Source organism: Micromonospora alfalfae (assembly GCF_022230925.1).
GTDB classification, from domain to species: Bacteria; Actinomycetota; Actinomycetes; order Mycobacteriales; family Micromonosporaceae; genus Micromonospora; species Micromonospora alfalfae.
This window is the reverse complement of the sequence record NZ_JAKKFH010000062.1, coordinates 340,571-354,752: the sequence shown is the minus strand read 5'-3', so window position 1 is coordinate 354,752 and position 14,182 is coordinate 340,571. Positions and strand designations below refer to the sequence as shown.

Below are 14,182 nucleotides of genomic sequence, written 5' to 3'. Positions count from 1 at the left end.
GGCGGGGTGGGGTGGGGAGTGGGCGTGGGGGAGGGGGTTGACCGCGGGAATTTGTGAGCGTTAACATCGACGATGCGCGATGGAAACGTGGGCGTCGTCGGGGAGGTTCTGATGCGGGTGGTTTTGGTGCCTCTGTTGTTTCGCCGCGTCGCGGCCCTGCTGGTCATGCTGCTCGTGGCTGCCGGGATGGTCGTCGCCGACCCGCCCGAGCGGGCGAAGGCGTGGGACAACGGGGTGGCCGACACCCCGCCGATGGGGTGGAACAGCTACGACTCGTTCAACTGGAGTGTCACCGAGGCCGACGTCCGGGCCAACGCCGACTACATGGGCACCAACCTGCGGCAGTTCGGCTGGGAGTACGTGGTGATCGACTGGGCCTGGTACTACCCCGGTCGGCACAACAACAGCCCCAACCAGGACGCGAACCTGCAACCCAGGCTTCGGATGGACGCCAACGGACGGCTGCTGCCGGACACCACCCGGTTCCCCTCAGCCGCCGGTGAGAACGGGTTCAAGCCGCTCGCCGACTACGTCCACGCGCAGGGGCTGAAGTTCGGCGTCCACCTGATGCGGGGCATTCCCCGCCAGGCGGTCGCCGACAACGTTCCGATCCTCGGGACCACCTGCCGCGCCAACCAGATCAACAACACCACCACAGCGGCCTGGCTCAACCTGATGTGGGGCCTGAACATGTCCAACCCCTGCGCGCAGACCTACCTGGACTCGATGTTCCAGTTGCTGGCGTCCTGGGGGGTCGACTACGTGAAGGTGGACGACATCGCCGCCCCGACGTATCGGCAGTCGGAGGTCGAGGGGTACCGACTGGCCATCCAGCGCAGTGGCCGTCCGATGGTTTTGAGCCTGTCACCCGGCCCGACCTCGTTGGCCAGCGGCGCACACGTCCAGGCCAACGCGCACATGTGGCGGATCGTCAACGATCTGTGGGACAACTGGTCGTCAGTGGACGCGCTCTTCGACCAACTGCGCAACTGGACCCCGTACCGCACCACCGGCGCCTGGCCCGACGCCGACATGATCCCGATCGGCCGGCTCTCCAAGTACGGGCCGGTTGGCTCGCCGCGATACTCCAATCTGACAGCCGACGAGCAGCGCACCCTGATGTCACTCTGGGCGATCAACCGGGCGCCGTTGATGTGGGGCGGCAACCTGGTCGAGAACCGCGCTGCGGAGCTGGCGCTGATGACCAATGCCGCGGTTCTGGGAGTCAACCAGAACAGCACGAACAACCGTCAGCTCTACGGTGGCAGCCGGCAGGTGTGGGTCGCCGACGTGCCGGGCAGCACCGATCGGTACGTCGCCCTGTTCAACCGGGACAGCAGCGCGGCGCAGGTGTCGGTGAACCTCGCCGACCTCGGGATCGGGTCGGCCGCAGTGACCGACCTGTGGTCCGGCGCGGCCCTCGGCACGGTGACCGGCACCCTCACCCGGTCGCTACCGGCCCACGGAGCCGGGCTGTACCGGCTGACCCCGGACACCACGGTGCCGGTGCCGACCACGTACACCCTCACCGCGCGACACAGCGGCAAGCTGCTGGACGTCTACAACAACGCGACCACCGACGGTGCGGAGATCGTGCAGTGGGCCGCGAACGGTCAGCCGAACCAGCGGTGGCGCTTCCAGGACGCGGGTGGCGGTTACCAGGCGGTGGTCAGCGTGCACAGCGGCAAGTGCCTCGACGTGTCCGGCGGCGCGACAGCTACCGCCGACGGGGTCCGCGTGATCCAGTGGAGCTGCAACGGCGGCACCAACCAGCAGTGGCGCGTGCAGGATCTCGGCTCGGGGTACGTGCAGCTCGTCGCCCGGCACAGCGGCAAGTGCCTGGAGGTGCTCAACGCCGCCACCACCGACGGTGCCCGCCTCGCCCAGTGGACGTGTGGCACCGGCACCCACCAGCAGTGGCGACGTGCCTCGGCGTAGGCGGATCAGGCGTCGCCGTTCAGCTGGAGGTAGCCCCGGTGGGCGGCGACCAGGGCCGGGCGGGCCCCGAAAGGGGCCTCGGCCGCCACCCGCTCCGGCGGGGCGCTGCCGGTGTGCGCGGCCCGGATCAGCCAGGCCAGTTCCGCCAGCTCCGCGTGCTGCGCCCGGACGAAGTCGACGTCCACCGGGTCGCCGTGGCCCGGGATCACCACAGTGCGCGCGGTGGTGAATCGCAGCAGGTCCGCGACCGCGTCCGGCCACTGCAACGGGTACGAGTCCTCGAAGGCGGGCGGGCCACTCTGCTCCACCAGGTCCCCGGCCACCAACACGTCGGCGTCCGGCACGTGCACCACAAGGTCGGCCTCGGTGTGCCCCCGCCCCGGGTGACGTAGCAGCACCCGTCGACCGCCGAGGTCGAGGACCGTCTCGACGTGCACTGTGTGCGTGGGGGCGAACAGCGGGGTGTCGGCCAGTTCGGCGGCGAGCGCCGGGTGCTCCGTGCGCAACTCCTCGTACGCCTCCCGGCGTAGCCGCTCCGGCTCCTCGCGCAGGGCGGTGGCGGCCAGTTCGTGCGCGTACACCGGGCGGGGTGGGTCGCCGGCCAGGACGGCGTTGCCGAAGCAGTGGTCGTAGTGGTGGTGGGTGTTGACAAGCGTCAACGGACGGTCGGTGACCGCCCGGACTGCCTCGGCCAGCTCGGTGGCCTGGGCGGCCGAGGAGAGCGTGTCCACCAGTAGCGCCTCGTCGTCGCCGACGACCAGCGTGACGTTGACCCGCAGCAGCGGTTCGGCCAGCACGTGCACCCGGTCGGCGACCTCGACGAAAGCGGCGTTCACGACGTCCGCCCGGCCCGTTCGACGAAGCGTCCCCGGTCGACCAGGATGCGGTCCACCCGGCCCCGGGCCACCGTCTGGTCGCCGTCACTGACAGTGACCTCGAACGACAGTCGGCGACCGTCGACGGTCGCCAGCAGCGCCTGCGCGCGGACCGTCCGGCCGACCACTGTCGGTGCCAGGTGCTCCAACTCGACACGGGTGCCCACTGTCGTCGAACCCTGTGGCATCCCGGTCGCTGTCGCCGCGACGGTGGCCGCCTCGGCCAGCGCCAGCACCCGGGGAGTGCCCAGCACCGGTACGTCCCCGGAACCGACCGCCTGGGCGGTGTCCGCGTCGGTGACCGTCAACTCGACCTGGGCGGTCAGACCCGGCGCGAAGGCCGGCTCGGGCTGCTCCTGCATGCTCGTCAGCCTAGGTGCTCGCCGGACGCGTCGAGCACGCGCCCGACGATCCGGGCGCGACCACCCCGACGTGCAACGGGTGGTCCCCGTCGGTCGATGCCGTACCCGTCGTTAACCTTGACCCCGATGGCCGTCGTGACTGACCCCCAGCCCCCCGCCCGGACCGACCCGCCCGCGTCCCCGGACGGGGGTCGTCGGCGCGTCGTCGCGATGACCGTCTGGGCGGTCGCCTTCGTCGCCGCGTGGCTGGCCATCGGGCTGCCCACCGACCCGGCGTACGCCTTCGTCTGGATCTGGCTCGCGACCATCGCCTGGAACAGCGAACGGCCGTGGCGTAGCCACCTGCGCTTCGCCCGGGACTGGGTGCCGGTGGTGCTGCTGTTCGTGATCTACAACCTCTCGCGCGGGTTCGCCGACAACGGGGCCACGCCGCACGCGATGGAGCTGATCGTCGCCGACCGGTTCATGTTCGGCTGGGCCACCGGCGGTGAGGTGCCCACCGTCTGGTTGCAGCAGCACCTCTACCACCCGCAGGTGCACTGGTGGGATGTCGCCGCGAGCTGGGTGTACTTCTCCCACTTCGTGGTGGCGCTGGCCGCCGCCGCGGTGCTCTGGCTGCGCGACCGGCGCCGCTGGGCCGCGTACATGCGGCGCTGGGGCTTCCTCTGCGCGGCCGGTCTGGTCACCTACTTCATCTACCCGGCCGCGCCGCCCTGGTGGGCGGCGCAGAACGGCCTGCTCACCGAGGTCGCCCGGATCTCGACCCGGGGTTGGAAGGCGTTCGGCATGCACGGGGCCGGCAACGTCCTCAACGCCGGTCAGATCGCCTCCAACCCGGTCGCCGCGATGCCCTCGCTGCACACCGCGTGGGCGTTGTTCGTGGTGCTGTTCTTCCTGACCGCCACCCGTCGTCGCTGGTGGCCGCTGCTGCTCGCGTACCCGCTGGCGATGACCTTCACCCTGGTCTACTCGGGTGAGCACTACGTGATCGACGTGTTGGTCGGCTGGGCCTACGTGGGGCTGACCTTCCTGGTGGTCGGTCTGGCGGAGCGCGGCTGGGCGGCCTGGCGGGCCCGCCACCCGAGCGCCAAGGCGGCACTGCCCAGGGAGCAGCCCACCGACCCTCCGCCCGGCGAGCCCGAGCCGCCCGCTCCACGGGAACCGGACACCACCACCCACCCCGCGATCCCCGCCGACCGTTAGGTCCCATCAGGGTCGGTCGTTCCGAGCCGAAGCTGGTGTTCAGGGCAGCACTGGTTCATCGGGTGGCAGAGCTCGCGCCTCGGGCTTGAGGCGACGGGTGAGGCGACTGATGCCGGCCACGGTGGCGGCGATCACCATGATGAGGATCGCCAGTGGCAGCGGTTGACCGTCGAAGTGGCGCATCGCCGTGTTGGAGAGCAACGGGTCGGGGATGAGCCATCCGGCGACGAAGCCGGTGAGCCCGACGCCGACGATGACAGCGGGCCGGTGGCGGCGGAGCGCGAAGGCGGCTCCGACAGCGACTGTGGCGGCGGTGAGGACCCCGATGACCGTCGGCACGGCGTCGGGAACGTAGACGCCGTGGCGTCCCCACTCTCCGGTGCCCTTCCAGGCGAGGATCCCGAGCGGGACGAGGGCCCACCAGAACGGGCGCGGCCGGGGCGCGGCCCACCGCTCGCGGGCGGCGACCGCGAGCAGGGCGAGGGTCAGGGTCGGTGGGGCGTACGCGAAGAGTTGTTGGCCGGGGTTGATTCCCAGGCCGGCGCCGCCGAGCACGTCGATGACGAACCAACCTACGGTGACCGTCAGGAATATCGCCTGCAGGGTGAGGGCGGTCCGGGTCGCGCCGCACAGCCAGGCGATCAGTGGCGCGAGGGGCAGCAGGCCGAGAGCGGCCAGCTGCGGCCAGCCGGCGATGATGGCCGACATGTCGGTGGCGAGGACGGCGCCGGTGAACAGGTCCACTGTGTGACCGGCGGGCTGGGTGCCGGCGGCGACGAGCAGGGCGGTGAGCCCGGTGGTCAGGGCCGTGGTGGTGACGGGCGTGGTGAGTCGCAGCCGGATCGCCAGGGCGACGATGTTCAGTGTCTCGTGCCAGCTGGGGTGTCGGCGGCCGTCGTCGAGGTCGAGCAGCAGTCCGAGCAGTTCCTCGCCGCGGGCGCTGCGGTGCGTGGCTGGCAGCAGCCGCAGCAGCCGCCGATATCGTCGTTCCAGGGGGCTCATGTCCGGGCTCATCCGATGGTCCCGAGGCGCGGGGCGTTGCGGGCGGCGCGCTTGTTGAGGCGTTCCTCGGCGAGCCGGACCGCTGTGGCCATCCGCTGGCTCTCAGCGCGGATGGCGTCTGCCCCGGCGTCGGTCAATGTGTAGAAACGACGCAGCCGGCCCTTCTCCACCTCGTCGTGGTCGGGGGCGATGAGCCCCTGGGTGACGAGGCGGTCGAGGGCCCCGTAGAGGGTGCCGGCGCGTAGCCGGATCCTGCCGTTGGTCATCTCGTCGACCTCTGTCACCAACGCGTAGCCGTGGCGGGGTTGGTCGGCGAGGGCGGAGAGGATCAGGAACGTCTGCTCACTGATGTCCATGGTCTATATATATCGTGCGGCGATATATATAGCAACGGGGTGGGCCGTGGCGGGGTCAGAGTTGGGTGCGGGCCTGGTGTGCTCTCGCGGTCAGGTCCGCAGCCAGGGCCCAGGCCTCGGCCAGGTCGCGGTCCTGGGCTGTGGCGCCGGAGCCGCCCGCGGTGTCGGCGTGGACGGTGGCCAACCCGAGACGGCGCTGGATGGGCCCCTGGACCACTCGCACGCTCTGGATCCGGGCGTACGGCACGATCACCAACTGCCTGGTGAGCCGCCCGGACCGGGTGGCGAACACCCGCTCGAACAGCCCCGCGCCGAACGCGGTGCGGCCCAGCGGGTGCAGCCAACGGGTCCGCCGCGGCGGCGGGCTCAGGTTGAGCGCGTCGAGGCGTACCCCGGGAAGCACCTCGGCGACGATCATCGTCGCCGTCGGCAGGTCGCCGACCGGCAGCAGCCGGTCGGGCCGGTTGCGGTCGTCGGCCTCCGCGACGGAGTAACCGGCCACCTCCAGCCGCAGCCGCAGCCAGCCCTTCATCCGCCACAGCAACGGCCAGGTGGCCCGCACGGTCTGCACCCGCTCCAGCGGCACGGTCTGCGCCCGCGTCTCCAGCAGGCCGTTGTGCACCCGCAGCGTGCCGCCGTCGCGGGCCAGCCGGAAGTTCCAGTCGTCGAGGACCCGGCGGATCGGCTGCAGCAGGACACCCGCCATCGCGGTCAGTGTGCTCGCCACCGCGACGAACGACCACGAACCGGCGGTGAGGAACTGCACCACGACGAAGGCCACACCGAACGGGAGCAGGAACGCCTGCGGGGTGAGCAGTTGGCTGATCAGCAGGTTCTGGTTGCGTACCGCGTGCAGTGGCCGGCCCGGCACGGCCGTCGGTGGCGCCGTCGCACCCGGGGCCACCGGGGCGGCCGCGTCGCCGGGCGCGGGCCGCTGCGCCACCCGCCCGGCCAGCGCCAGCAGACGCTCGCGCAGCACCGCCGCGTCGGCGACGCCGAGGTACGCCAGTGGCGCCTCGGTCTTGCCTCCGCCGACCACTTCCAGGCGCAGCTCGGCCAGGCCGGTGAGCTGGGCGAGCAGCGGCCGGACCACCTCCACGGCCTGCAACCGTTCCAACGGGATGGCCCGGGTACGCCGCCAGAGCAGCCCTTCGTACACCCGTAGTTCCCGGCCGACGACGTGGTAGCCGGTGTTGTACCAGCTGATCACCGACAGCACTGTCGCGCCGAGCGCCAGCACCGCCACCATGGCGGCGAACCAGCCGAAGCCCACCCGGGACAGCGTCGACCAGGACAGCCCGGCGATCACCACGACCAGGGACTTGGCGCCGTGCAGCACCGGGCTGAGCGGGTGCAGTCGCTGCCGGGGCTCGCCCTCGCCGCCGACCGGTGGTGCCGGCCACGGCGCGGGCATGCCGGGCGGCACCGGCCCATGAGGTGACGAGCCGGGCGGCACCGGCCCAGGCGATGCCGTGCCAGTCGGCACCGGCCCAGGCGATGTCGCGCCATCGGGCAGCACCGGCCCCGGTGGCGTCGGGCCGGTGGGTGGCACGGTGCTCGGCTCGGGGGACCCGTCGCTCATCGGCGTGGCCCTCGGCGCGGTCGGCGGCCGCCCACGCGGGTGTTCACAGCCCCTCCGCCCGGTCCTCGCCGAGCGCGGTGAGTCGATCGCGCAGCCGCGACGCCTCCGCCGGACGCAGCCCGGGCACCCGGGCGTCGCTCGCCGCCGCCGCGGTGTGCAACTGCACAGTGGCCAGGTCGAAGGCGCGCTCCAACGGCCCGGCGCTCACGTCGACGAACTGCATCCGCGAGTAGGGCACGATGGAGAGCCGGCGGACCAGCAGCCCGTGCCTCACCAGCAGGTCGTTCTCCCGCTCGGCGTACCCCCAGGCCCGGACCGCGCGGACGATCGCGACGGCCCGCCACGCACCGAGCACCAGCACGACGGCCACGGCGAGCCCGAACAACCAGTGACCGCTGAACGCCCAGCCGACCCCTGTCACCGCCAGCCCGATGGCCACCACGATCGCCAGCCGGATCAGCTCCACCCAGATCAGGTCGGTGGAGATCGGCTGCCAGTTGACAGTGTCCGGCCAGGGCTCCAGCGGACCCCGACCACCCGGCGCGGCCGTCAGCAGCGCGCCGGGCTCGGGCGGCAGGAGACCCGGGGGCGGCAGGTCGGGCGCGCGCTGATCGGCGGCGGGTGCCGGCCGGTGACCGGGCGGCAGCGCGCCCGGTGGCAGCGGGGCAGGCGTCGAGGCGTCCGGCGCGGTGGGCTCCGGGCCGAGCGTGCCGGGTGCCGGGAACGCGCCGGGCGGCGGGTCGACGCCGGGTGGTGCGGTGGCCGGGGTGGGCGGCCAGGACGGGGAGGTGGGGCCGGGGGAAGCCGGAGGGTCGCCGCTCACAGGTCGAGCGTAGGCGATCCGGGCACCGGAGTGACGGCACGCAGGAAGCCTCGAGCGTCGAGGAAGTCACCGAGGCTGCCCCGGTGCTCGGCGCAGGCCAACCAGGTCTTGCGCCGATCGGCGTCGTGCAGACGGGGATTGTTCCACTCCAGCGCCCAGACGGCGGTGGACCGGCAGCCCCGGGCCGAACAGACCAGGGCCTCATCGGCGGGGTAGGGGATGCTCATCCCGGCCAGTCTAGGGCGGCGGGACGGAGAAGTTGAGCGCCGGGCGACCACGGGGGGAGCCGCCCGGCGACGGGGTGAATCGTACACGCGGTGGGCCGGTCCGTGCACACCCTCGATGTGCGATTCGGCCGCTGGGGACGGCGCGGCCAAAATCGGCTTCTCCCCACCTCGACACTCAGCAAGGCGTGCGAGTCTTGATACCGCACGAGCCGCGACGACCGACAAACGCTGTGGAGGACCGGTGGCCCAGCCGACCATGCCCGACGCCCCGACGCCGAACGGAGCGGCACCCGCCCCGGTGACCACACCCGCGCAGGACGCCACCCTGCTGGAGAAGGGCCTGTTCGAGATCAAACGTGTGATCGTCGGGCAGGACCGGATGGTGGAGCGGATGTTCGTCGCGTTGCTCGCCCGGGGTCACTGCCTGCTCGAAGGCGTGCCCGGGGTGGCCAAGACCCTGGCTGTGGAGACCCTCGCCAAGGTCGTCGGTGGGTCCTTCGCCCGGGTCCAGTTCACCCCGGACCTGGTGCCCGCCGACATCATGGGCACCCGGATCTACCGGCAGTCGAGCGAGAAGTTCGACGTCGAGTTGGGCCCGGTCTTCGTCAACTTCCTGCTCGCCGACGAGATCAACCGGGCGCCGGCGAAGGTGCAGTCCGCGCTGTTGGAGGTCATGAGTGAGCGGCAGGTGTCCATCGGTGGGGAGAGCCACCGGGTGCCGGACCCGTTCCTGGTGATGGCCACCCAGAACCCGATCGAGCAGGAGGGCGTCTACCCGCTGCCGGAGGCGCAGCGGGACCGGTTCCTCATGAAGATTGTGGTGGGCTACCCGACCGACGCGGAGGAACGGGAGATCGTCTACCGGATGGGCGTGGCCGCGCCCGAGCCGACAGCGGTGTTCGACACCCCGGAGCTGATCGCCCTGCAACGTAAGGCGGACCAGGTCTTCGTCCACAACGCCCTTGTCGACTACGCGGTCCGGTTGGTGCTGGCCACCCGGGCCCCGGCCGAGCACGGCATGCCCGACGTCGCGCAACTGATCCAGTACGGGGCCAGCCCGCGCGCCTCGCTCGGTCTGGTCCGGGCCACCCGCGCCCTGGCGCTGCTGCGCGGGCGTGACTACGCGCTGCCACAGGACGTGCAGGACATCGCGCCGGACATCCTGCGGCACCGGTTGGTGCTCAGCTACGACGCGCTCGCCGACGACGTACCCGCCGACCACATCGTGCAGCGGGTGATGTCGACGATCCCGCTCCCGGCTGTCGCTCCCCGGCAGCAGGCCACCCCGCCGACGATCGCGCCGCCGCCGGGCGCTGGCTGGCCCGGGCAGCGCCCGTGACCTCACCCACCCCTCGTCCGGCACCCCTCGCCGACCGTAGCGAGGCCGTGCTGTCCCGGCTTCAGCTGCTGGTCACCCGTAAGCTCGACGGTCTGCTCCAGGGCGACTACGCCGGCCTGCTGCCCGGACCGGGCAGTGAGGCGGGAGAGTCCCGGGAGTACCGCCCCGGCGACGACGTGCGCCGGATGGACTGGCCGGTCACGGCCCGGACCACCACACCGCACGTGCGACGTACGGTCGCCGACCGGGAACTGGAGACCTGGCTCGCGCTCGACCTCTCCGCCAGCCTGGACTTCGGGACCGGGCAGTGGCTCAAACGGGAGGTGGTGGTGGCCGCCGCGGCCGCCATCACCCACCTGACAGTGCGCGGGGGTAACCGGATCGGCGCCGTGATCGGCACCGGTGGCGGGGTGTCCGCCCCGGCCCGACGCTGGCGCGGCGGACCACCGGCGGCCGGGCCCGGGGTGCTCACCCGGCTGCCGGCGCGCTCCGGACGCAAGGAGGCGCAGGGCCTGCTGCGTGCCGTCGCCGGCACCGCCATCCAACCCGGCCGCGGTGATCTCGGCGCCCTGATCGAGATGCTCAACCGTCCGCCGCGCCGTCGCGGTGTGGCAGTGGTGGTCTCGGACTTCCTCGCGCCGGCCGAACAGTGGGCGCGGCCGATGCGCAAGCTGCGCGTCCGCCACGACGTGCTGGCGATCGAGGTGGTCGACCCGCGTGAGCTGGAACTGCCCGACGTGGGCGTGTTGCCGGTGGTCGACCCGGAGAGCGGCGAGCTGCACGAGGTGCAGACCGCCGACCCGCGGTTGCGGCAGCGCTACGCCGAGGCGGCCACCGCCCAACGGGCCACGATCGCCGCCGCCCTGCGCGGCGCCGGCGCGGCCCACCTGCGTCTGCGTACCGACCGAGACTGGCTGCTGGACATGGTGCGATTCGTGGCCGCGCAGCGGCACGCGCGTACCCGGGGGACGACACGATGATCCGTTTTCTGCAACCGTGGTGGCTGCTGGCTGTGCTGCCGGTCTTCGCCCTCGCCGCGTTCTACGTCTGGCGGCAGTTGCACCGCCGGGCGTACGCGATGCGGTTCACCAATGTGGACCTGCTGCGTACTGTCGCGCCGAAGGGCCTGGGCTGGCGTCGGCACGTCCCGGCGACCGCGTTCCTGCTCTGCCTGCTGGTGCTGGCCACCGCGCTGGCCCGTCCCGCTGTGGACACCAAGGAGCCGCTGGAGCGGGCCACTGTGATGCTCGCCATCGACGTGTCGTTGTCGATGCAGGCCGACGACGTGGCACCGAACCGGCTGGAGGCGGCCCAGGAGGCGGCCAAGCAGTTCGTCAGTGAGCTGCCGGAGAGCTACAACCTGGGCCTCGTGTCGTTCGCCAAGGCGGCCAACGTGCTGGTGCCGCCGGGCAAGGACCGGGACGCGGTGACCAGCGCCATCGACGGGCTGGTGCTGGCCGAGGCGACAGCCACCGGCGAGGCGGTGTTCACCTGTCTGGAGGCGATCCGATCGGTGCCGACCGACGGCGCGGAGGGCATCCCGCCGGCACGGATCGTGCTGCTCTCCGACGGCTTCCGGACCTCCGGTCGGGCGGTGGAGGAGGCGGCGGCGGCGGCGCAGGCCGCGAACGTTCCGGTCTCCACCATCGCCTTCGGCACCGACACCGGCCAGGTCGACATCGGCGGGCAGTTGCAGCGGGTGCCGGTGGACCGGATGGCCCTTGCCGAGCTGGCCGAGACCACCGAGGGTTACTTCTACGAGGCGGCCTCGGTGAGCGAGCTGAAGCAGGTCTATCAGGACATGGGCAGCTCGATCGGGTTCCGCACCGAGCCGCGTGAGGTGACCCAGTGGTACGCCGGGGTGGCGTTGCTGCTGGCGCTCTGCGCGGGCGCGTTCAGTCTGCTCTGGTCGTCGCGGATGTTGTAGCCGGTGCGCCGGCGGCGGTCAGGGACCGCCGCCGGCACCAGCACGGGGCAGCGCCGGCCAGCGGTCAGCGACACTGCCGATCCGGAGCGGTCAGTGACCGCCACCGGCGAGCACGAAGACGATGGCCACCCAGACGGCGGCGAGGGTGAAGCCCAGCGGGGCGACGTAACGGCTCATGACGGCTCCGGGTGGCGGCTGGACGGTCCGCGTGCGGGGGCGGACCGCAGGGGGTGGGGACGCGCACACGAAGTCGTGACCGGGCGGCTCCCGGCGACCGCCCGGGATCGGGCGGCGCGGCACACTCACCTCGGCGGTTGCCGACGTGGTGGGGAGCGGAGCGGGGTCAGCTCACCAGACTGAGTCGTGGCTCAGCGGGGCTGACCATCGGCCCGGCCACGACTGGGAGGATCGCTATCTCGCACAGCGATCACCTCCTGCAAGTCGGGCGGGCCGGAACGTCGATGATCGTACACCTGCGGTACCGACGGAACGCACTCGGCCGACCGGCCGGCGGCCCCTCCACCGCCCGGTTGGCGACGCCGCTCGCCACCAGCGCGTACGCCTCGGTGGCGCGATCTCGGCCGCCCCACCCGCACCACAGTGACCAGCACCACGGCGAGCAACGGCAGCCAGCAGCAGCGCGCCAGCACCCACCCCGGGCCGTCCGGGGCGGTGTGCAGACCGGGCACCGCCAGCCCGCCGCGCGCGGTGAGCGCGGTCACCGCCACCAGTACCGGCTGGTGCCACAGGTAGATCCGGACCGCGGACCGGTTCACCTCGGTCACCGCCCGGCCCGGCAGCGGCCGGGTCAGCAGCCGGTGCAGCGCCGGCCGGGCCAACAGCCCCAGCCCGACCTGGGTCACCGCCAGCGCCACGACCAGCAGCGACGGCGGGTTCAGGTTGGACACCCCGGCCCCGGGCACGCCGACAGCGCTCACCGGGTAGCCCAGCGCCAGCAGCGCCGCCAGCGCGACCGCCCCACCGGCCGCCAACGTGCCGCCCGCCCGCCGGCCGTCCAGCCGCCCGTCGGCGTGCGCCACACCCAGCAGGTACGGCACCGACCAGGCCGCCAGCACGGTGACCGGGGGCAGGTCGGCGCCGGCCGGCAGCAGCCGGACGGCCAGGTCGACAGCAGCCACCACGGCCACCGCCGGTGCCCCGCACCGAGCCACCCCCCACCGGCGTACGGCGACGCGCAGCGGGCCGGTCACCGCGACCAGGATCACCAGCGGTAACAGGAACCACAGCGGGCTGACCGCCAGCCGCAGCGCGACGGCGAGCGTGTCGTCCGAGGTGCCGACCACGGTGGCGGCGAGCAGCACCGCGGCACCCACACCGAGCAGCGCCACAGTGGGCAGCAGCAGCCCGCGCAGCCGCCCCGCCAGCCAACCACCCGCGCCGCCCGGGTGGCGGGCAAGCGACCGGGTCGAGCCGAACCCGGCGGTGAAGAAGAACAACCCGAGCGTCTGCAACACCCAGGTCGCCGGGGCCAGGTCGGGCAGGGCGGTCAGCGGACTGGCCTGGTGCAGCCCGCCGTCGCCGCCAAGCACCAGACCGGTGACCAGCCAGTGCCCGAGCACCACCCCGCCGATGGCGTACGCCCGCAGCGCGTCGACGGCACGGTCCCGCCTCACCGGGCGTCCCCGATCCGGTCGACGTCGCCCAGCACTACCGCCGCCACCGCGCCCAGCGCGGCGCTGCCCGACGCGAGGTAGCCGTCGTGCCCCGCCACCCCACCCACCGGCAGGGGTCGGGCACCGAACGCCGGGTCGCCGGGTCGCCGGCCGAAACCCAGGCCGGGCAGGCGCACCGGCGGTACCCGACGGATCCAGTCGGTCGGCGCCTCAGCCGCCCAGAACCGCCGCCCGCCGGGCAGGTCGTCGGCGCGCTGCACCCCAGCGCCGACACCGCCGAGGCTGACCACGTCGGTGACCTGGGCCGGGGCGTCCGCCGCCGCCAGCGCCACCACCAGCGCCCCGTAGCTGTGCCCGACCAGCGTGATCGTCGCCGCCGGACGCCGCCCGGCCAGTTCCCGCAGCAGTGCGGCCAACCCGGCCGCGCCGCGCCGCGCGCTGACGCCACCGGCGGCGGTCAACACCCCGTCGGGCGGGTCGTAGCCGAGCCAGGCCAGCACCGCTACCCGCGCCGTCGGGTCGGTCGCCCGCAGCTCCCGGTAGAGCTGCCCGGCCTGCACCGCCGGCGCCCGCCGGGCCACCCCGCCCAACCCGGTGTCGAAGTCGGCGAGGGTGCTGCCGACCCCCGGCACCAGCACCGCGATCCGGTCCGCGTCGGCGAGGTCGCCGAACACCTCGACCGCGCGACCGTCACCGCGCTCGTCGAACAGCAGGAACCGGCGTCCGTCGGCAGCCCAGTCCGCGTACGGAGGGCCGGCCGCGCGCATCGCCGCCGCCGTCACCGGGTACGCCTCGACGAACCCCACCGCCGTGGCCGGCTCGGGTCGGGTCGGCAGGACCAGGTTCACGCCGAGCAGCGCGGCCATCGCCACCCCGCTGGCACCTCGTCGTCGCATCACGTTCTCCCTCCGGAA

At 72.8% G+C, this 14,182-nt stretch carries 15 protein-coding genes; 5 read left to right on the top strand and 10 right to left on the bottom strand.

What is annotated here, in order from left to right; all coding sequences use genetic code 11:
- Positions 1–126 precede the first annotated feature (126 nt).
- Positions 127–1,938 carry an RICIN domain-containing protein gene (locus MED01_RS34500; protein ID WP_238672690.1) on the top strand — a complete coding sequence of 604 codons (1,812 nt, stop codon included), beginning with the start codon at positions 127–129 and terminating at the stop codon, positions 1,936–1,938.
- Positions 1,939–1,943: 5 nt separating this feature from the next.
- Here the strand turns inward: MED01_RS34500 and MED01_RS34495 are convergent, their stop codons facing one another.
- Complete coding sequence (locus MED01_RS34495; protein ID WP_238672689.1) at positions 1,944–2,774, bottom strand: MBL fold metallo-hydrolase; 831 nt, start codon at positions 2,772–2,774, stop codon at positions 1,944–1,946.
- Positions 2,771–3,175: a thioesterase family protein gene (locus MED01_RS34490; protein WP_238672688.1), complete on the bottom strand. Its 405-nt coding sequence runs from the start codon at positions 3,173–3,175 to the stop codon at positions 2,771–2,773. Before MED01_RS34490 ends, MED01_RS34495 begins: the two co-directional genes overlap by 4 nt.
- A 126-nt stretch (positions 3,176–3,301) precedes the next feature.
- On the opposite strand from MED01_RS34490, the gene MED01_RS34485 reads away from it, so the two are divergent.
- Positions 3,302–4,378, top strand: a complete 1,077-nt coding sequence (locus MED01_RS34485; RefSeq protein ID WP_238672687.1) for a phosphatase PAP2 family protein — start codon at positions 3,302–3,304, stop codon at positions 4,376–4,378.
- Between the two features lie 39 nt (positions 4,379–4,417).
- Here the strand turns inward: MED01_RS34485 and MED01_RS34480 are convergent, their stop codons facing one another.
- From MED01_RS34480 to MED01_RS34455, 5 genes are all read right to left on the bottom strand, one after another.
- On the bottom strand, positions 4,418–5,380 hold the full coding sequence (locus MED01_RS34480; RefSeq protein WP_238672686.1) for a hypothetical protein: 963 nt from the start codon (positions 5,378–5,380) through the stop codon (positions 4,418–4,420).
- A gap of 8 nt (positions 5,381–5,388) precedes the next feature.
- Positions 5,389–5,736, bottom strand: a complete 348-nt coding sequence (locus MED01_RS34475; protein WP_238672685.1) for a PadR family transcriptional regulator — start codon at positions 5,734–5,736, stop codon at positions 5,389–5,391.
- A 55-nt stretch (positions 5,737–5,791) separates the two neighbouring features.
- Positions 5,792–7,150 carry a PH domain-containing protein gene (locus MED01_RS34470; RefSeq protein WP_238672717.1) on the bottom strand — a complete coding sequence of 453 codons (1,359 nt, stop codon included), beginning with the start codon at positions 7,148–7,150 and terminating at the stop codon, positions 5,792–5,794.
- Between the two features lie 211 nt (positions 7,151–7,361).
- A complete protein-coding gene (locus MED01_RS34460) occupies positions 7,362–7,895 on the bottom strand; it encodes a PH domain-containing protein (RefSeq protein WP_238672716.1) in 534 nt (177 codons plus the stop codon).
- Between the two features lie 242 nt (positions 7,896–8,137).
- Complete coding sequence (locus MED01_RS34455) at positions 8,138–8,368, bottom strand: hypothetical protein (RefSeq protein ID WP_238672684.1); 231 nt, start codon at positions 8,366–8,368, stop codon at positions 8,138–8,140.
- Between the two features lie 241 nt (positions 8,369–8,609).
- Here MED01_RS34455 and MED01_RS34450 point away from each other — a divergent pair, with 241 nt between their 5' ends.
- From MED01_RS34450 to MED01_RS34440, 3 genes are read left to right on the top strand one after another with little or no spacing between them, the layout of a single operon-like run.
- Positions 8,610–9,707, top strand: a complete 1,098-nt coding sequence (locus tag MED01_RS34450; protein WP_238672683.1) for an AAA family ATPase — start codon at positions 8,610–8,612, stop codon at positions 9,705–9,707.
- Complete coding sequence (locus tag MED01_RS34445) at positions 9,686–10,687, top strand: DUF58 domain-containing protein (RefSeq protein ID WP_238672715.1); 1,002 nt, start codon at positions 9,686–9,688, stop codon at positions 10,685–10,687. The genes MED01_RS34450 and MED01_RS34445 overlap by 22 nt, the downstream gene beginning before the upstream one ends.
- Positions 10,684–11,634 carry a VWA domain-containing protein gene (locus MED01_RS34440; RefSeq protein ID WP_238672682.1) on the top strand — a complete coding sequence of 317 codons (951 nt, stop codon included), beginning with the start codon at positions 10,684–10,686 and terminating at the stop codon, positions 11,632–11,634. Before MED01_RS34445 ends, MED01_RS34440 begins: the two co-directional genes overlap by 4 nt.
- A gap of 90 nt (positions 11,635–11,724) precedes the next feature.
- Here MED01_RS34440 and MED01_RS34435 read toward each other — a convergent pair whose 3' ends face one another.
- The 3 genes from MED01_RS34435 to MED01_RS34425 all read right to left on the bottom strand — a co-directional run bounded on the left by MED01_RS34435 (position 11,725) and on the right by MED01_RS34425 (position 14,164).
- Positions 11,725–11,934: a hypothetical protein gene (locus MED01_RS34435; protein ID WP_238672681.1), complete on the bottom strand. Its 210-nt coding sequence runs from the start codon at positions 11,932–11,934 to the stop codon at positions 11,725–11,727.
- 68 nt (positions 11,935–12,002) lie between these two features.
- Positions 12,003–13,268 carry an acyltransferase family protein gene (locus MED01_RS34430; protein ID WP_238672680.1) on the bottom strand — a complete coding sequence of 422 codons (1,266 nt, stop codon included), beginning with the start codon at positions 13,266–13,268 and terminating at the stop codon, positions 12,003–12,005.
- Complete coding sequence (locus MED01_RS34425) at positions 13,265–14,164, bottom strand: alpha/beta hydrolase (RefSeq protein ID WP_238672679.1); 900 nt, start codon at positions 14,162–14,164, stop codon at positions 13,265–13,267. The genes MED01_RS34430 and MED01_RS34425 overlap by 4 nt, the downstream gene beginning before the upstream one ends.
- Positions 14,165–14,182: the final 18 nt, after the last annotated feature.